This is a genomic window from Peptacetobacter sp. AB800, from assembly GCF_047807365.1.
In the GTDB taxonomy this organism is placed as follows: Bacteria; Bacillota; Clostridia; order Peptostreptococcales; family Peptostreptococcaceae; genus Peptacetobacter.
This window is the reverse complement of record NZ_JBLOUI010000011.1, coordinates 1-16,673: the sequence shown is the minus strand read 5'-3', so window position 1 is coordinate 16,673 and position 16,673 is coordinate 1. Positions and strand designations below refer to the sequence as shown.

19 protein-coding genes are annotated in these 16,673 nt (G+C 31.2%); 15 read left to right on the top strand and 4 right to left on the bottom strand.

Annotation, left to right across the window (positions count from 1 at the left end; all coding sequences use genetic code 11):
* The first annotated feature begins 4 nt into the window (after window positions 1–4).
* Both acpS and ACK2WN_RS05110 read left to right on the top strand, forming a co-directional pair.
* Window positions 5–391, top strand: a complete 387-nt coding sequence (gene acpS / locus ACK2WN_RS05115; protein WP_300531955.1) for a holo-ACP synthase — start codon at window positions 5–7, stop codon at window positions 389–391.
* Window positions 388–855 (top strand): CBS domain-containing protein, encoded by a 468-nt coding sequence (locus ACK2WN_RS05110; RefSeq protein WP_006441058.1) that lies wholly within the window; start codon window positions 388–390, stop codon window positions 853–855. Before acpS ends, ACK2WN_RS05110 begins: the two co-directional genes overlap by 4 nt.
* 46 nt (window positions 856–901) lie before the next feature.
* On the opposite strand, the gene ACK2WN_RS05105 is transcribed toward ACK2WN_RS05110, so the two are convergent.
* A complete protein-coding gene (locus ACK2WN_RS05105) occupies window positions 902–1,534 on the bottom strand; it encodes a 5-formyltetrahydrofolate cyclo-ligase (protein ID WP_416154999.1) in 633 nt (210 codons plus the stop codon).
* Between the two features lie 184 nt (window positions 1,535–1,718).
* Between ACK2WN_RS05105 and ACK2WN_RS05100 the strand changes: the two genes are divergently transcribed.
* From ACK2WN_RS05100 to hcp, 7 genes are all read left to right on the top strand, one after another.
* A complete protein-coding gene (locus ACK2WN_RS05100; RefSeq protein WP_416154998.1) occupies window positions 1,719–2,873 on the top strand; it encodes a S41 family peptidase in 1,155 nt (384 codons plus the stop codon).
* Window positions 2,874–3,048: 175 nt separating this feature from the next.
* Window positions 3,049–3,174, top strand: a complete 126-nt coding sequence (locus ACK2WN_RS05095; RefSeq protein ID WP_259371697.1) for a hypothetical protein — start codon at window positions 3,049–3,051, stop codon at window positions 3,172–3,174.
* A 124-nt stretch (window positions 3,175–3,298) separates the two neighbouring features.
* On the top strand, window positions 3,299–4,345 hold the full coding sequence (cobT, locus tag ACK2WN_RS05090) for a nicotinate-nucleotide--dimethylbenzimidazole phosphoribosyltransferase (RefSeq protein ID WP_300529337.1): 1,047 nt from the start codon (window positions 3,299–3,301) through the stop codon (window positions 4,343–4,345).
* On the top strand, window positions 4,346–4,903 hold the full coding sequence (cobU, locus tag ACK2WN_RS05085) for a bifunctional adenosylcobinamide kinase/adenosylcobinamide-phosphate guanylyltransferase (protein WP_416154997.1): 558 nt from the start codon (window positions 4,346–4,348) through the stop codon (window positions 4,901–4,903).
* A gap of 53 nt (window positions 4,904–4,956) precedes the next feature.
* On the top strand, window positions 4,957–5,748 hold the full coding sequence (gene cobS, locus ACK2WN_RS05080; RefSeq protein WP_270840046.1) for an adenosylcobinamide-GDP ribazoletransferase: 792 nt from the start codon (window positions 4,957–4,959) through the stop codon (window positions 5,746–5,748).
* Window positions 5,749–5,963: 215 nt separating this feature from the next.
* Complete coding sequence (locus ACK2WN_RS05075) at window positions 5,964–6,575, top strand: histidine phosphatase family protein (RefSeq protein ID WP_300529332.1); 612 nt, start codon at window positions 5,964–5,966, stop codon at window positions 6,573–6,575.
* Window positions 6,576–6,668: 93 nt separating this feature from the next.
* Window positions 6,669–8,303, top strand: coding sequence for a hydroxylamine reductase (hcp, locus tag ACK2WN_RS05070; RefSeq protein ID WP_416154996.1), 1,635 nt, complete (start codon window positions 6,669–6,671; stop codon window positions 8,301–8,303).
* Window positions 8,304–8,324: 21 nt separating this feature from the next.
* Here the strand turns inward: hcp and ACK2WN_RS05065 are convergent, their stop codons facing one another.
* The gene (locus tag ACK2WN_RS05065; protein WP_416154995.1) at window positions 8,325–9,011 is read right to left on the bottom strand and encodes a Crp/Fnr family transcriptional regulator; all 687 of its coding nucleotides are present in this window, start codon (window positions 9,009–9,011) and stop codon (window positions 8,325–8,327) included.
* A 138-nt stretch (window positions 9,012–9,149) separates the two neighbouring features.
* On the opposite strand from ACK2WN_RS05065, the gene ACK2WN_RS05060 reads away from it, so the two are divergent.
* From ACK2WN_RS05060 to fucO, 4 genes are all read left to right on the top strand, one after another.
* Complete coding sequence (locus tag ACK2WN_RS05060; RefSeq protein ID WP_416154994.1) at window positions 9,150–9,875, top strand: 4Fe-4S binding protein; 726 nt, start codon at window positions 9,150–9,152, stop codon at window positions 9,873–9,875.
* A 123-nt stretch (window positions 9,876–9,998) separates the two neighbouring features.
* Window positions 9,999–10,583, top strand: coding sequence for a helix-turn-helix domain-containing protein (locus tag ACK2WN_RS05055; RefSeq protein ID WP_416154993.1), 585 nt, complete (start codon window positions 9,999–10,001; stop codon window positions 10,581–10,583).
* 78 nt (window positions 10,584–10,661) lie between these two features.
* Window positions 10,662–11,210 carry a TetR/AcrR family transcriptional regulator gene (locus ACK2WN_RS05050; RefSeq protein ID WP_300529321.1) on the top strand — a complete coding sequence of 183 codons (549 nt, stop codon included), beginning with the start codon at window positions 10,662–10,664 and terminating at the stop codon, window positions 11,208–11,210.
* 126 nt (window positions 11,211–11,336) lie between these two features.
* Window positions 11,337–12,485, top strand: coding sequence for a lactaldehyde reductase (fucO, locus tag ACK2WN_RS05045; protein ID WP_416154992.1), 1,149 nt, complete (start codon window positions 11,337–11,339; stop codon window positions 12,483–12,485).
* Between the two features lie 137 nt (window positions 12,486–12,622).
* On the opposite strand, the gene ACK2WN_RS05040 is transcribed toward fucO, so the two are convergent.
* Window positions 12,623–13,288 (bottom strand): DUF4318 domain-containing protein, encoded by a 666-nt coding sequence (locus tag ACK2WN_RS05040; protein ID WP_416154991.1) that lies wholly within the window; start codon window positions 13,286–13,288, stop codon window positions 12,623–12,625.
* A gap of 1 nt (window position 13,289) precedes the next feature.
* Window positions 13,290–13,739, bottom strand: a complete 450-nt coding sequence (locus tag ACK2WN_RS05035) for a LytTR family DNA-binding domain-containing protein (RefSeq protein ID WP_416154990.1) — start codon at window positions 13,737–13,739, stop codon at window positions 13,290–13,292.
* Between the two features lie 229 nt (window positions 13,740–13,968).
* Here ACK2WN_RS05035 and ACK2WN_RS05030 point away from each other — a divergent pair, with 229 nt between their 5' ends.
* Together ACK2WN_RS05030 and ACK2WN_RS05025 are read left to right on the top strand one after the other, a co-directional pair.
* Window positions 13,969–14,898 (top strand): CobW family GTP-binding protein, encoded by a 930-nt coding sequence (locus ACK2WN_RS05030; RefSeq protein WP_300529313.1) that lies wholly within the window; start codon window positions 13,969–13,971, stop codon window positions 14,896–14,898.
* 136 nt (window positions 14,899–15,034) lie between these two features.
* On the top strand, window positions 15,035–16,519 hold the full coding sequence (locus ACK2WN_RS05025) for a bifunctional metallophosphatase/5'-nucleotidase (RefSeq protein ID WP_416154989.1): 1,485 nt from the start codon (window positions 15,035–15,037) through the stop codon (window positions 16,517–16,519).
* Window positions 16,520–16,673 lie beyond the last annotated feature (154 nt).

Genomic DNA, 16,673 nt, shown 5'->3' with positions numbered 1-16,673 from the left:
CATTATGGAAATATTTGGAATAGGAACAGACATAATAGAAATAAGTAGAATAAAGAAGAGTATTGAAAGTGACAGATTCTTAAAAAGAATTTTTACTGATAAAGAAATAGAATACTTTAAAAGCAGAGGAATGAAGCGGGAAAGTGTAGCTGCTACATTCTCAGCAAAAGAGGCGATAAGTAAGGCAGTTGGTACAGGTATAAGAGGATTTAACTTCAATGATATAGAAGTATTGAGGGATGAAAAAGGCAGACCTTATGTAATCGCACATGGAAATTTTAAAAAGCTCTGTTCAGATAATAATATCTGTGAAATAAAAGTAACACTATCACATTGCAGAGAATATGCTGTTGCGAATGCTATGGCTATAACAAGGAGTGAAGAAGTATGATGAATGATTTAAAAGCGAAAGAAATAATGACAGTTGATGTTAAGACAGTAAAAAAAGACGATACAGTATCTGATGTAGCAAAAATGCTTATTCAGGATAAGATAGGTGGACTTCCAGTTGTCGATGAAGATAATAAAGTTATAGGCATAATTTCTGAGACAGACATACTTAAAAAGGAAAAATATATAGAACCACCTCGGGTAATAAATTTCCTACAGGGATTAATATTCCTTGACGATATGAAAAATCTTGAAAAAGATTTAAAGAGAATTGCTGCATATAAAGTAGAAGATCTTATGACAGAAGATATAGTGACTGTTCATGAAGATGATAAGTTTGACGATGTAGCAAATGTTATGATTAAGAAGTCTATAAATAGAGTTCCAGTTGTAGATGATGATGGAAAGATTAAGGGAATTATTTGTAGATACGATATAATAAAATCTCTTTACGGAGATAAATAATGTATGAAAAAATGCTGTTGCAAATTTTGCAACAGCTATTTTTTTATTAAAAATTTAAAAAATTTTTTTCGGTTATAATAAAATCCATTCTTTTATCGTGTTCCTCTGGAAAAACATCATCTACAAGCTGAAAATCAAAACACACTCCAACTCTTATTGCATCTGTATTCTCTAAAAATCTATCATAATATCCACCACCATATCCAGTCCTATATCCACTTCTATCAAATACAGAACCAGGAACTACGACAACATCCAAAAGTGATGGATTAATTGTCGGGGCATCTAAATGAGGCTCTAAAATACCATAAGCTCCAGAAACTAAATCATCTAATGAAAAAATCCTTTTAGGTATAAGTTTCTTTTCTTCTTTTAAAGTTACAGGAAGATATACTTCCTTACCTAAATTTAAAAGTTTCAAAATAATCTCTCTTGTTGCAACCTCATTTCTAAAATCTACATATAACATAAATTTTGAAGAGTCTTGTATATTTTCAATAGATAAAAATTGTCTAAAAATATCATCGGACATTGAAAGAACAGAGCTTTTATCTAGAGAATTTCTAAAAGATAGAACAGCTTTTCTTAAAGAATTCTTTGTATTTGAAGATTTGATTGAATTAATTAAATCTAAAGAAGAAATAATATTCACATCCTTTCTAAAATAAAAATATTTCATAAAAAATTCTATAATATATGGTAAAATTAATTTATTGTATATTGACTATTTAATAAAAAATCTATTCAAAAAATAATATAGATAACAAAATCGATATTGTCAATAATAGGGTATAGTTGGTTAAAAAATAGTATTATACACACGTAGAAATTATTTAAAAATTTATTTGAAAGGGATGTTAAGGGTGAAGTCTAAATTTAATAAAAAGACTATAATAACTGTAATTTTAACTGTTATTATTACAGTAGCAGCTACACTTGTTGGGGAAGTTGGATTAGGGCTAGTAGCTGTAATTCCAAAGAGTGATTATAACAAATATCAAAAGTTTAATAAACTTATAGCTATGGAAGAGATGATAAAGAAAACATACTACAAGGATGTTAAGGAGCAAGACCTTATAGATGGTGCTATGAAAGGATTATTTATGGGAACTGGCGACCTTTATTCAGGATATTTTACAGAAGAAGAAATGCAGAGCGTAATGGATTCATCTACAGGAAGCTTTGTTGGTATAGGTGTAACTATACTATCTAACCCAGAAAATGGAGTTGTAACAATAGCTAAGGCTTGGGAAACAGGTCCTGCATATAAATCAGGAATAAGAGCAGGAGATATACTTTATAAAGTAGATGACCTTAATGTTACTTACGATACTGTGGACAAAGCAGTATCTATAATGAAGGGCAAAAAGGATACTTATGTAAATGTATCTGTAAAAAGAGATGGAGAAATAAAAACATTTAAGATAAAAAGAGCAGAAGTTTCTGAGCCTAGCGTAAGTGGAAAAATGCTTGAAAATAAAATAGGATACATAGAATTATCTACATTTGTAGAAAAAACTCCAGAAGACTTCAATAAAGAATTAAATAAACTTAAAAAGCAGCATATGAAAGCATTAATTATCGATTTAAGAGATAATGGTGGTGGATTAGTTGATAAATGCTGTGAAGTTGCTGATACTTTAATAGGTGAAGGAACTATAGTATATACTGAGGATAGAGATGGAAATAAAGAAACTCAAAAATCTGATGCTAAAAAATTAGGCTTACCAATCGTATTATTGACTAATGGAAATACAGCATCATCAGCAGAAATTTTAACTGGTGCAATATTAGGAAATAAAGTAGGTATATCTGTAGGAACAAAAACATTTGGAAAAGGTATAGTACAGTCTGTTATAAGTTTAAAAGATGGTTCAGGATATAAATTAACTACTGAGCAGTACTTTACTCCAGACGGAAAAACTATACATAAAAAAGGTATAAAACCTACAATAGAAGAAAAAGATACAGAAAAACAGCTTCAGAGAGCTATCGATTACATAGAAAACGGAAAATAAAAAAATCATTATAAAAAATAAATTTTAAAATGATTGAGAAAATAGAAGGTTATTTCTCAAATATATAGAATATCAACTATAGAGGGATAAAATGCGATGCAGAATGATTTATTCTGAAAAAATAATGAGAAAGTATCCAAAATTATTAATCTAAGTTGAAATGGGAAGTGATCTTATGAAAGAGTCTGAGAATAAGATTGTGTATTTCGAGGATTATAAAAAGAAACAAAATAAAAATAGCTCTGAGGTAGACAGGAAAGAGTTACTAGAGCTTTTAAAAAAGTATATAGCTACTAAATAAAAAAAGAACTGTCGGCATATTAATGCGTGGCAGTTCTTTGATTTATTGGGTATAATAAGTATATATCAATAAAGATATATTATTAATAAAAATATATAGAATAATTATTTTAGAGGTGGAGAAAATGAATTTACTGAGCAGTATTTCAAGGAATATTTATCCTCTTAATAAGAGGAGTATGGATGCAGCCCAGGATAGATGGAATAATCTTATTCATCCAAAAGGAAGTCTAGGAAGGGTTGAGGACATTTGTGTACAGATGGCAGGTATATATGAAACAGAAAAATTTGATATACCTAAAAAAGCAATAATAGCTTTTGGTGCAGACCACGGTGTGTATGAAGAAGGTGTTGCGCCTAATTCACAGGAAATTACAAAGATACAGTTCCCTAACTTTGCAAAAGGACTATGCGGAGTAGGTGCGCTTTCTAGATATGCAGGAGCTGATATGGTTGCTGTAGATGTAGGTATTAACTGTGATGAGCCACTTGAAGGGGTAATAGATAGAAAGATTAGAAAAGGAACATCTAATATGGCAAAAGGACCAGCCATGACTAGAGAAGAAGCTGTAGAGTCTATAGAAATAGGTATAGAAATAGCTGAAGAGTGTATAGTTAAAGATTATAGAATAATTGGAATTGGTGAAATGGGAATAGCAAATACTACTCCAAGTACAGCTATAATTTCTGTAATGACAGGCAAACTTCCAGAAGAAATAACAGGAAGTGGTTCTGGTCTATCTGCTGACAAAATAAAACATAAAGCACAGGTTATAGGAAAGGCTATAGAGCTTAATAACCCTAACCCTACAGATGGTATAGAAGTGCTTGAAAAAATAGGTGGATTTGAAATAGGGGCTATGACTGGTGTAATAATGGGATGTGCTGCAAATAGAATTCCAGTAGTTATAGATGGATATATATCTTATGCAGCTGCACTTATAGCATATAAAATAAATCCAGGCACTAGAGATTATCTAATAGCTTCTCATAAATCAGATGAGCCAGGAAGTGATGCAGCACTTGAACTTTTAAAACTTAATCCTATATTAAATATGAATATGAGATTAGGTGAAGGAAGTGGAGCAGCATTAGCTTTCAATGTTATAGATGCATCTGTATACGCATATAACAATATGGCTACTTTTGAGGAAGTAGGGATGAAAATTTAGATGAGTAATATAGTTTTTGTAACAGGTGGAGCAAAATCTGGCAAAAGTGCTTTTGCAGAATCTTTATGTATTGAAAGAAATGATAAAACTGGATATATAGCTACATCGATTCCATTTGACGATGAGATGAAAGAAAAGGTGAGACTACATAAAGAAAGAAGACCATCTAATTGGACAACCTACGAAATTTACGAGGATGTATTCGAAATAATAAAAAAGGTATCAGAAGAATGTGATACAGTTATGCTTGATTGTATAACACTTATGGTAAATAATTTAATGTTCAAATATGATATGAATCCACAAGATCTTTCAAATGAAGAATTAGAAAAGATGGATGAGTATATATTCAACCAGTTTGAAAAGCTAATTGAAGAAATACGAAATACAGACCTATACTTTGTATTCGTAACTAATGAAATTGGAATGGGTGTAGTTCCAGCCAATAAACTTAGCAGAATATACGCAAATACTGCAGGAAAAATTAATCAATATGTAGCATCTAACAGTGATGATGTGTATTTAGTAATTAGCGGCATCCCTGTTAAGATAAAGTAAAGGTTGAGATGTTAGACTTATTCACAAACGAAATTTGAAAGGTTGGGATAAAGATGAAAAGATTTTTAGGGACTTTAGGGTTCTTGACCAGAATACCTGTTAAAACTGGTGGAGAATTCGATGAAGAATTCCACAAAGGGATGTATTATTTTCCACTAGTTGGATTTATAATAGGGATAATAACTTATCTTGTAAGTCTTCTAGTTGGAATAATGTTTCCAAGTGATGCCCTTGTAATAGCTATAATAGCTGTATTTACAGAGGTGTTCCTAACAGGAGGACTTCATATAGATGGGCTTGGAGATACAGCAGATGCATTTTTCAGCAATAGAGATAAGGATAGAATGTTAGAAATAATGAAGGATTCTAGACTTGGAACAAACTCTCTACTTGCAATTATGTTTACAATACTTATAAAAATAGGTGTTATCGTTACATTCTTAAACCGGGGAATGTCTTATATGATAGCGATAATGCCAATGGTTTCAAGATTAGTTGTCATTCTACTTGCTAGAAAGACTGAAAGCCCTAGAGAAAACGGAATGGGAAATGTATTTATTGGAAAAGCTACAATGCCAATGATTATAGTTGGTTTAGTATACACTTTAATTCTATCAGCAGGATTTTTATATATAATAAATGGAATGAGTGTAGCTGGTATGTATGCACCTATGGGATGTATATGTATAGGTATAGTTGTTGCAGCTATTGCAATGCTTCTAATTAAGAGAAGTTCTAATAAGAAGATAGGTGGAATAACTGGCGATGTACTAGGATGCGGAATAGAAGTAGCAGAAGTTGTATTTATACTAGTTGTGTATTTTACAGCAGTACTTCTTTTCTAGAGATATTAATAAAATAAGCAAAAGCAAGATAATAACTACTATTTGTGCCACAGTTCCGACGCCTAATCATAACCACAAAGTGGTTGGCGCCTCCAAGTGTTGCAAACTAGTAGTTATTATACTTGCTTTTTTTATTATTATATATAGAAAATTAGTATAAAGATACTATTTATATAAAATAAATAAAAATGATGAGCTATTATGAAAGGTGAGTTATGAAGAGATTGATTTTAATTAGACACGCATCCACTATATCCAACGAGAATGGACTACTTTGTGGAAGTATGGAAACAGATATAAGTGAAAAAGGAAGGTTGAAGATTGTTTGCTTAAAAGATAAAATAGAAAAATTAAAACAAGAAGGTAATTGGAAATTTTCAAAAGTATATGTTTCAAATTCCAAGAGAACAGAAGAAACAGTTAAAGATATAGCCGATATAGAGAATTTAGAGATTATAAAAATTAAGAATCTTGGAGAAATAGATTTTGGTGATTTTGAAGGAAAAACTTTTGAATGGATAAAAAATGAGTATCCAAAAGAGTACGATAAGCTTTGTACTGAAGGCTTTGATTATAGATATCCAAATGGAGAAAATGCTATTGAAGCTTATGAAAAAAATAAAAGAGCAGTAGAACATATTTTGGAAGATATGGAAGAGGATAGCACAGCTATAATTTGTGCACATGGTGGAAGTATCAGAAATATACTTTCTTATATGCTTTGTGGGAAGTTGGAAAATCATTGGAACTTTAAAATAGAAAACGCTAAAATTACTGTTTTAGAATACGATTATGGATTTTCAGTACTTACAAAATTGAATTATTAAATAATAAAAATCAAAAATGTTGTAAAAACAACATAACTAACTTCCTTATTGATGTAAGATAAGAGTACATTCAATACAGAGGAGGAATAGATTATGAATAAAATGTTTTGCTTCCAGTGTCAAGAAACTGCTGGATGTTCAGGATGTACTATAAATGGAGTTTGTGGAAAGAAGGCAGCTACTGCAAATCTTCAAGATTTACTTATATATACAACAAAGGGAATTTCTGAGGTTACTACAAATCTTAGAAAAGAAAATAAGGAAGTTGATGTAGAGGTAAATAGAATTATAAGGGATGCGTTATTTACAACGATAACAAATGCAAACTTTGACGACAAAGTTATATTAAACAAAATCAAAGCAATCATGGATATAAAAGAAGAACTTATATCTAAATTAGACGATAGAAGTGTACTTTCAGAGTATGCAGTTTATTATTCAAAAGATGAGGCTGAGCTAAGAGAAAAATCAGAGAATGTCGGAGTTTTAGATACGGAAAACGGAGATATTAGAAGCCTTAGAGAGCTTATAATATACGGATTAAAAGGTATGGCTGCGTATTTAAAACATGCAGGTGTTTTAGGCTTTGAAAATAGTGAAATAGACGCATTTCTACAGAAGGCACTTACAGCTACAACAGATGATAACTTAACTTTACAGGATTTAATAGATTTAACTATGGAAACAGGTAAGTTTGGAGTAGATTCAATGGCACTTCTAGACAATGCCAATACTACATCTTACGGAAATCCTGAGATAACAAAGGTTAATATAGGTGTTAGAAATAATCCAGCGATATTAGTATCTGGACATGATTTAAAAGATATGGAGCAGCTTTTAAAACAGACTGAAGGAACAGGGGTAGATGTTTATACTCATTCAGAAATGTTGCCAGCAAATTATTATCCAGAGTTTAAAAAGTATGATCACTTTGTTGGAAATTATGGAAATGCTTGGTGGAAACAGAAAGAAGAATTTGAATCATTCAACGGTCCAATACTTCTTACAACAAATTGTCTAGTGCCACCGAGTGAAAGTTATAAAGATAGAGTATATACAACAGGTGCAGTAGGTTTTGAAGGATGTAAACATATAGAAGGCGGATATGGAGAAGAAAAAGATTTTAGTGAAATAATAGAACATGCTAAAAGATGTAATTCTCCAAAAGAAATAGAAACTGGGGAAATAGTTGGTGGTTTTGCACATAATCAGGTAATTGCACTTGCAGATAAGATTGTCGATGCTGTTAAATCAGGAGCAATTAAAAAATTCGTTGTTATGGCAGGATGTGACGGAAGACAGAAAGGAAGAAACTATTACACAGAATTCGCAAAATCTCTACCTGAAGATACTGTGATTTTAACTGCTGGATGTGCTAAGTATAGATACAACAAGCTAAACTTAGGTGATATAGATGGAATCCCTAGAGTGCTAGATGCAGGTCAGTGCAACGATTCATATTCTTTAGCAGTTATAGCTATGAAACTACAGGAAGTATTTGGTTTAGATGATATAAATGAACTTCCAATAGTTTATAATATAGCTTGGTATGAACAAAAGGCTGTAATAGTATTACTTTCATTACTATATCTTGGAGTAAAAAATATACACTTAGGACCAACATTACCAGCATTCTTATCAGAAAATACTGCTAAGTTCTTGGTTGAAAACTTTGGAATTGCAGGAATAGGAACAGTTGAAGAAGATATAGAAAAATTAATAAAATAGATATAAAAAGGGAGCAGAATTTTACTGCTCTCTTTTTATGTGCAAAGTGAATTTATTTTTTCTATAAGATATTAATCCATCTGTTTGCATTTTAGATAATTCTGATGATAGTGCACTTCTTTCTACAGATAAGTAGTCTGCAAGTTGCTGACGATTAAATGGAATTTCAAAAGAATTAGATCCAAACTTTGAGGACATGTAATTTAGATAAGAGAGTACTTTTTCTCTAGTATTCTTTTGAGTGATATGCTCTATTTTTCTAGTGAATGCGATATTTTTCATTGCAAAAACAGAAAGCATATTTTTTATTAATTTATTATGGAAGTTGCAAGATGAGGGACATGTAGTCATGACCTTGTTCATGTTCATAGTCAGAATTACACAATCTGATGAGGCTATAGCATCAACCATAAGAGGTTCGTTGGTAACACAAGCGTAACTCTCGGCAAATATATCGCTTTTAGTCAGTTCAGACATTATTTTTCTATTTCCCCAAATATCTATGTTTTCTATCCTTACAGATCCAGAGATAATTAGACAAACAAAGTCGATGTACTCTCCTTGATTTAATATATAAGAGCCTTTTTTATATGATTTTTTTGTTGGAGAAAGACATCCAAGCATGGGAAGAATATCTTTTTCGGCTATATCTTTGAAGATAATTGAATTTTTTATAGCATTTATATCAAGGGTAGTTATTGTGTTCATAAGGTTAATTCCTTTCAGAGTATATAATATTTATAAAATGTTGTAAAAACAACATAACTGTTGAATAAATTTTAATATAATATACATGTAAAATCAAGTAAATTAAAGATTATAGTATAAAAATTTGGAGGATTAAGTATGATAAGAAGAATAATAAATATAAACGAAGAAAAATGTAATGGATGTGGACTTTGTGCAGATGCATGTCATGAGGGCGCAATTGGAATGATTGACGGAAAGGCAAAACTTTTAAGAGATGATTATTGTGACGGTTTAGGTGATTGTCTGCCAGTTTGCCCAACGGGAGCGATAAGTTTTGAAGAAAGAGAAGCGGCTGCATACGACGAGGTAGCAGTTAAAAAGAGAATGGAAGAGATGAAAAAACAGAAAGAAAAATTACCTTGTGGATGTCCTGGAAGCCAGAGTAGGGAAATAAAAAGAGAAAATAACGCACATAAGATAGAGCTTGGCAGAAAAAAAGAGATGCTAAAAGAAGCAGTAAGTTGTTTATCTCAGTGGCCAGTACAGATAAAATTAGCACCAATAAATGCACCGTATTTCAATGGAGCAAAATTGCTTATAGCAGCTGATTGTACAGCTTATGCCTATGCAAAATTCCACGAAGATTTTATCAAAGGGCATGTTACATTAATAGGATGTCCTAAGTTAGATGAGGGGGATTATTCAGAAAAACTTACTGAGATAATAAAGAACAACGATATAAAAAGTGTAAAAATAGTTAAGATGGAAGTTCCTTGTTGTAAAGGAATAGAAAGAGCTGCTGTTACAGCGATGAAAAACAGTGGAAAATTTATTCCATGGCAGGTTGTAACTATAAGCACAGATGGATTTATAGTAGAGTAGTTAAAAAAATAAATAAATTTGTATAGCTAGAAGAGAAAGTAATAAGAGTTTTTCAAACTCTACGGAGCGTTTATTGAATTATGTTTATTTTCCTATTAATATATTTGTAGGAGGAATAGAAATATGGATGCAGAAAAAATTGGAAAAGTTATAAAAGATTGTAGAAAAGAAAAAGGTATGACTCAGAAAGAACTTGCTGAAAAGCTTATGATAAGTGATAAGACGATTTCAAAATGGGAGAGAGGACTTGGGTGTCCAGACATATCTTTTTTAACAGAGCTTTCAAAAATATTAGGTGTTAATATTGAAAATATATTAAGAGGAAATATTGAAATAAACGACTTTATAGGAGGTAATATGAAAAATTCAAAATACTATGTTTGCCCAGTTTGTGGGAATGTAACTGTGTGCACAGGAAATGCAGAGATTTCTTGTTGTGGTAAAAAATTAGAAGCTTTAGAGGCTAAAAAAGCTGATGAAACAGAAAAATTAAATGTAGAGCAGATTGAAAATGATTGGTATATCTCTAGTGAACATCCAATGACAAAGGAACACTATATATCATTTATTGCATTTGCAAAAGGAGATAAGATAGAGCTAATCAAACAGTATCCGGAGTGGAATCTTCAGACTAGAATTCAGAGAAGAGGCCATGGAAAATTAATGTGGTACTGCACACAACATGGATTCTATTATCAGTATTTATAATCTTGCCGTAATTGTTTATAATAGAAATATAGTTATCCTATTATAAAATTTAAAGATAAAAGGCAGGGGTGGAATCTAGTGAAATATGTGAAAGAAGATCTTTCCGACGGTTTAAAGAGATGTTTAACAAAGAAAAAGATAAGTGACATAAGTGTCAGTGATATATGTAATGAAACAGGGGTATCTAGGCAGACATTTTATCGTCACTTTAGGGATAAAGAAGATTTAATAAATTGGTCAATAGATGTAATACTAGAAAATTCATTTAAGCACATGGGAAAAGGTGTAAGTTTGAACGATGCATTAAATAGAAAGTTAGATTATATAAAAGAGGAACGTGTATTATTTAACAAGGCTTTTAAGATGGATAATCAAAATAATATGCGTGAACACGATTTTGAGTTAATTTATGCTTTTTATAAGAATATGATTGAATCTAAAAATGGCGAAAAAATAAGCGATGAAATGGATTTTTTATTGAAGATGTACTGCCAAGGTTCTGTGTATATGACAGCGGAATGGGTGTTAGGCGGTTGTAAATCTGAAGTTAGCACAGTTGTAGCTAATTTAATAGCTGCTATGCCATATAAATTATCACTGTTATTTGAAGAATTAAATTTAATTTAGTGACAGATTGTTATTTTTGTAACTTCCTTTTAGATGTTTTATATTGTTATAATATAGACAAAGATAAATATGTAAATAAAGATTTACAAGTATAAGTAAATTATCAATAAAAAGGAGATATGAAAAATGGCAAATCGTATAGTATTAAATGAAACTTCTTATCATGGAAAAGGAGCAATAAAAGAAATCGTAACAGAAACAAAAGCAAGAGGATTTAAAAAAGCTTTTGTATGTACTGACCCTGATTTATTAAAATTCAATGTGTCTACAAAGGTTATAGATTTATTAGATGAAGCTAACTTAGCATATGAAGTTTATTCAGATATAAAAGCAAACCCTACAATAGCTAATGTTAAAGCTGGTGTTGAAGCTTACAAAAATAGTGGAGCCGACTACATAATAGCTATAGGTGGAGGAAGTAGTATAGATACTGCTAAAGCTGTAGGTATAATAATAGCAAACCCTGATTTTGAAGATGTTGTATCATTAGAAGGTGTTGCAGGAACTACTAAAAAAGCTGTTCCAATATTCGCAGTTCCAACTACTGCAGGTACAGCAGCAGAAGTAACAATAAACTATGTAATAACTGATGAAAACAAAGACCGTAAAATGGTTTGTGTAGACCCTAAAGATATACCAGTAGTAGCATTTGTAGATCCTGATATGATGTCTAGTATGCCAAAAGGACTTACAGCAGCAACTGGTATGGATGCTTTAACTCATGCAATAGAAGGATATATAACTCCAGGTGCTTGGGAAATGAGTGATATGTTCCACATAAAAGCTATAGAAATAATAGCAAATTCACTAGAAGCAGCTTGCAACAACGAAGACGCTGGTCGTGAAGGTATGGCTTTAGGTCAGTATATAGCAGGTATGGGATTCTCTAACGTTGGTTTAGGAATAGTTCACTCAATGGCTCATCCTCTAGGAGCTTTATACGATACTCCTCATGGTGTAGCTAATGCGATAATACTTCCAACAGTAATGGAATACAATGCAGAATACACAGGAGAAAAATATAGAGATATAGCAAAAGCTATGGGTGTTGAAGGAACAGAAAACATGACTCCTGAAGAATACCGTAAAGCAGCTGTTGATGCAGTTAAAGGTTTAAGTGAAAGAGTTGGTATACCAGCAGACCTAAAAGATATAGTTAAAGAAGAAGACTTAGATTTCTTAAGTGAAAGTGCATTTGCAGATGCTTGCTGCCCAGGAAATCCAAGACCAACATCAGTAGAAGAAATAAAAGAACTATACAAATCATTAATATAATTAATTTGATTATAATATAGAGCTAAATTTCATATAAAAATATAAGGGATAAGAGTATTAGCGAGAAAATGGCTATTAATCTTATCCCTTTACTTTTTTATTTAGTTTGAATTTTTATAGTAAGTAGTTTTCAATCACTAAACTGTTTTTATTGATATTGCTGTTATAGGAGTTCCAACTACACTGTAGTATTCTACTATATCGGCTTCGTATAAGACACCGTCAATTCTTATTAAAGCTGGTAAATCCATAGATATGTACTCAACATTTTCAAACTGAGAGCAGTATTTATTTAATTCCTCGAAAAATTCTTCCATTGTTTCAATTCTTTTATCTATTTCAATATACAAAGTTTTGTTTTTCTTAGCAGAAATTGATGAGTTTAAGCTATTTGATATATTTTTTAGGTATAAATACTCTAAAAACCACATAACTAAGATTGTTAAAACAGCAGAATTTATAAATAGTTTAAATATAAATGGGATTAAAATTGATACAGCAGATATTATTACACATATCATCATAATCCAGTAAACTCCAGTTATACCATTTAATACATGGGAAGTGGATCTTAAATCTTGATTTAATTCTCTAAATAATATAGTAAAAAATCCTATTAATATAGAAGATGCCAACATTATAGGTGCTAGGTTTTGTGAGGCAAGTGTGCTCTCATTGTGTGTTAAAAAAACGGACACCATATAAACTGAGAATATAGCAAATCCTAAAAAAGAACCTTGTATCACAGCATTTTTAAAGTATTCTTTGTAATTTTGTTTTATTAAATTTATACTACTTGTCATATTATTTCCCTCCAGTCAAAACTTCTTTTAGTTTTTTTACATAATTTCTAGATATATACACTTCCTGTCCGTTTATTAGCTCAGCTTTCATAAGTCCACTTGCAGCGGGTTTATACACCGAAACACATCTCAAATTTAAAATACTAGACTTAGATATTCTTAAAAAATATGTTGGAAGTATTTTTTCTAGCTCGTAAAGTCTTTTACTACATTTGTACGAATTATTTTGAGTGTGCAAAATCTGTATATTTGACGAACTTTCGATAAAGATTATCTCAAAGAAAGGAACATAGTGAAGTTTACCGTCTACAGTGCAGGCTATATTTTCTGTTCTAAAATTTTCCTTTTCCAAGTAAGATATAATTTCATCTGAGTGTCGATTAGATTTATGTAAATTTAAAACTGCATTTTCTTGTTTTTCTTCTTCAATATGATTTAATGTAACTTTCAATTTATTCACCTCGATGTTAATAGCTATTATCAGATTAAAGATGTATCTTTGAATCAATAAAGATTGTTTATCTTTAAGTTAATGATAAACGAAAGAGTTTTTAACGTCTATAGAAATACGCTTAGAGGTATTAAATGTATATGTAAGAGGAATATTTTACATATTGACGAATATCGATATAAAAGGTATAATCTAAATATCGATAATTATCAATATATGAGGTGAGATTATGAAAACTAAGTTATATTTACTTACAGGATTTTTAGGTTCAGGAAAAACAACTCTTCTTCTTGAGATGTTGAAGAGATTAGATAATAAAAAAATTGGAGTTATACAGAATGAAATTGGAAAGATAAGTATAGACGGTGAAATTTTAAGAAATGACGATATACAGATGGTGGAACTAAATAGAGGCTCTATATTCTGCTCTTGTCTTAAATTAAACTTTGTTCAGGCGCTTGCAGATATGGCAGAAAAAGATTTTGAGTATCTTTTTGTTGAGAGCTCTGGTATAGGGGACCCATCTAATTTGGATGAGATATTAAAGGCTGTGACAGTTATAGCTGGAGATAAGTACGAGTTTAAGGGAGCTATTTGTCTAGCAGATGCAATAAACTTTGAAAATCAGCTAGAAGAAGATGAGGCAGTTGAAAGACAGATAAAACACTGCAATATGGCTATAATAACAAAGAGCGATGTTACAGGAGATGAAGGATTTGAAAAAGTACTTAATAAGATAAAAGAGATAAATCCTATTTGTAGAGTAGAAAAAAGTGTAAATGGTGTTATGGACTATTCTTTCTTAGATGAAGACTTAGTTCAGTACAAATGGGCTGAAGCCGAAGAGTCCACAAACTCTGTAGAAACTAAACCAAAGACGCTATTTTTAAACTTTGAAGGAGAAATAGAAAAGGAAAAATTAACAGCATTCCTTGAAGATATGACAGATGATGTTTATAGAATGAAGGGATTTTTCAATCTTAAAGGAGAAGGTTGGAATCAGGTAGATGTTGTAGGGAAGAAGATAGATTATAAACCTTGCAGTGATAAAGGAAACTCTCAGCTTGTGTTTATTTCTAAAAAAGGACCAGCTATAATCAAGAAGATATTCTCTAGCTGGGAAGAGAGAGTTGGATTAGAAATGAAATTAAAAAATTAAAAATAGGAATACAAAAATGGCTATTGCATGTATTTATGCAGTAGCCATTTTTAATTTATTTATAATATAGATTTAATATTCTCTTATTGTAGTTTTGTTAATATGAAAAGACGGATAAAAATAGGAGAGATAAAAAATGGGAAAAAAGAAGGATAAAACAAAGGAAAGATATAAGAATTTAACACTACTACATTCAAATGATTTGCATGGAGATTTTTTAGCTGAAAAGATAAATAAAGATCTTGTCGGTGGGGTTTCGATGCTTTCTGGATATATAAACAAGGTAAGAAATGAAGAGCAGAATGTTATATACGCAATATCAGGTGATATGTTTAGAGGCTCTGTTATAGATAGCGAATATAAAGGAATTTCAACAATAGAAATAATGAATTTACTAGGACCAGATGTGGCTACTATAGGTAACCACGAGGTCGATTACGGAATTGCACATCTTTTATTCATTGAAAAATGTGCTACATTCCCCATTATAAATGCAAATATGTATATTGCAACAAATGGGAATAGATTATTTAGACCATATAAGATAATAAAGATAAACGGAATGAAGATAATGTTTATCGGTTTGATTACAGAGATGGTTCTTGCAAGGACAAAGTTAGAAAGTATGATAGGACCATTTATAGATATAAATGATGCTGTAGATGAAGTTGGTAAGGTTTGTAATGCATACAAGCCCGATGATGTGGATTTAACTGTACTTTTAACTCATATTGGTTTTGAAGAGGATAGAGTTTTGGCCTCTAAACTAAAGCCTGAATGGGGAATAAATATGATTATAGGGGGACATACACACACATTTTTAGATGAACCTGAGGTAGTAAATGGAATCCCAATTGTACAAGCTGGGATAGGAACTTCTCAGATTGGTAGATTTGATTTAATAATAGATACTAAAAAAAATAAAATAGCTTCATATAAATGGAATACAATTCCTATAAAAGACGAGTACTGTCCTAGAGATGAGGAATTGGAAGATTTAATAATGACATATAAATACGAGGTTGATAAAAAATACGGGAAAATAATAACCAGATTGAATAGACAGTTGACACATCCTGAGAGAAGGAGAGAAACAGAGGCAGGAAATTTAATGGCAGATATTCACAAAGAGATTGCAGGGGTGGATATTATGTTTTTAGGAAGTGGAAGTTTGAGAAAGCAAAGGTTAGGACCTGTTGTAACACTTGGAGATTTGACTGAATTCTATCCTTATGACGACGAAATCTTTGTTGCAAAGGCAAGTGGAAAACTTATTAAGAAGTTTGTATCTAATATGATTAAATTGGCTTTAGATGTGGATATTGTAAGTGAATTTTATCAAGTTTCTTATGGAAGTGAGTTTGTATGGTCGAAATCTGAAAAGAGATTAATAAAGGCTGAACTAGACGGGGAAAAGATAAAGGATGATAAGAAGTATACGATAGGTATTCAGAGATATCATCTTGAAAATCTTGAAAAAAATCTTGGTATTAAAAAGAAGGATTTTGAGAGTGAGTTTAGGTGTACAGCTACATCTGGATTCCAGGTTGTAGAGGAGTATTTGGCTAGTCATACACACTTGGATTCGGTTGTAGAGGGAAGGATAAAAATTAAAGAATAAATAATAGTATAAGGAAGAGATTATAATTAATGTTTAATCTCTTTTTTTGGTATGACGGGCATGCTATTAATCTGTGGTGAAAGTCCATAAAAGGCGTAGCTACCAATGAACTTGATAGTGACTTGCAAGGTTTATGCTGCGAAGCATAGGCGAG

What these genes read in the sequence shown, in the direction of transcription:
- acpS (WP_300531955.1), top strand. Translation starts at nt 5, where the DNA reads ATGGAAATATTTGGAATAGGAACAGACATAATAGAAATAAGTAGAATA.
- ACK2WN_RS05110 (WP_006441058.1), top strand. Translation starts at nt 388, where the DNA reads ATGATGAATGATTTAAAAGCGAAAGAAATAATGACAGTTGATGTTAAG.
- ACK2WN_RS05105 (WP_416154999.1), bottom strand. Translation starts at nt 1,534, where the DNA reads ATGAAATATTTTTATTTTAGAAAGGATGTGAATATTATTTCTTCTTTA.
- ACK2WN_RS05095 (WP_259371697.1), top strand. Translation starts at nt 3,049, where the DNA reads ATGAAAGAGTCTGAGAATAAGATTGTGTATTTCGAGGATTATAAAAAG.
- cobT (WP_300529337.1), top strand. Translation starts at nt 3,299, where the DNA reads ATGAATTTACTGAGCAGTATTTCAAGGAATATTTATCCTCTTAATAAG.
- cobU (WP_416154997.1), top strand. Translation starts at nt 4,346, where the DNA reads ATGAGTAATATAGTTTTTGTAACAGGTGGAGCAAAATCTGGCAAAAGT.
- cobS (WP_270840046.1), top strand. Translation starts at nt 4,957, where the DNA reads ATGAAAAGATTTTTAGGGACTTTAGGGTTCTTGACCAGAATACCTGTT.
- ACK2WN_RS05075 (WP_300529332.1), top strand. Translation starts at nt 5,964, where the DNA reads ATGAAGAGATTGATTTTAATTAGACACGCATCCACTATATCCAACGAG.
- hcp (WP_416154996.1), top strand. Translation starts at nt 6,669, where the DNA reads ATGAATAAAATGTTTTGCTTCCAGTGTCAAGAAACTGCTGGATGTTCA.
- ACK2WN_RS05065 (WP_416154995.1), bottom strand. Translation starts at nt 9,011, where the DNA reads ATGAACACAATAACTACCCTTGATATAAATGCTATAAAAAATTCAATT.
- ACK2WN_RS05060 (WP_416154994.1), top strand. Translation starts at nt 9,150, where the DNA reads ATGATAAGAAGAATAATAAATATAAACGAAGAAAAATGTAATGGATGT.
- ACK2WN_RS05055 (WP_416154993.1), top strand. Translation starts at nt 9,999, where the DNA reads ATGGATGCAGAAAAAATTGGAAAAGTTATAAAAGATTGTAGAAAAGAA.
- fucO (WP_416154992.1), top strand. Translation starts at nt 11,337, where the DNA reads ATGGCAAATCGTATAGTATTAAATGAAACTTCTTATCATGGAAAAGGA.
- ACK2WN_RS05040 (WP_416154991.1), bottom strand. Translation starts at nt 13,288, where the DNA reads ATGACAAGTAGTATAAATTTAATAAAACAAAATTACAAAGAATACTTT.
- ACK2WN_RS05030 (WP_300529313.1), top strand. Translation starts at nt 13,969, where the DNA reads ATGAAAACTAAGTTATATTTACTTACAGGATTTTTAGGTTCAGGAAAA.
- ACK2WN_RS05025 (WP_416154989.1), top strand. Translation starts at nt 15,035, where the DNA reads ATGGGAAAAAAGAAGGATAAAACAAAGGAAAGATATAAGAATTTAACA.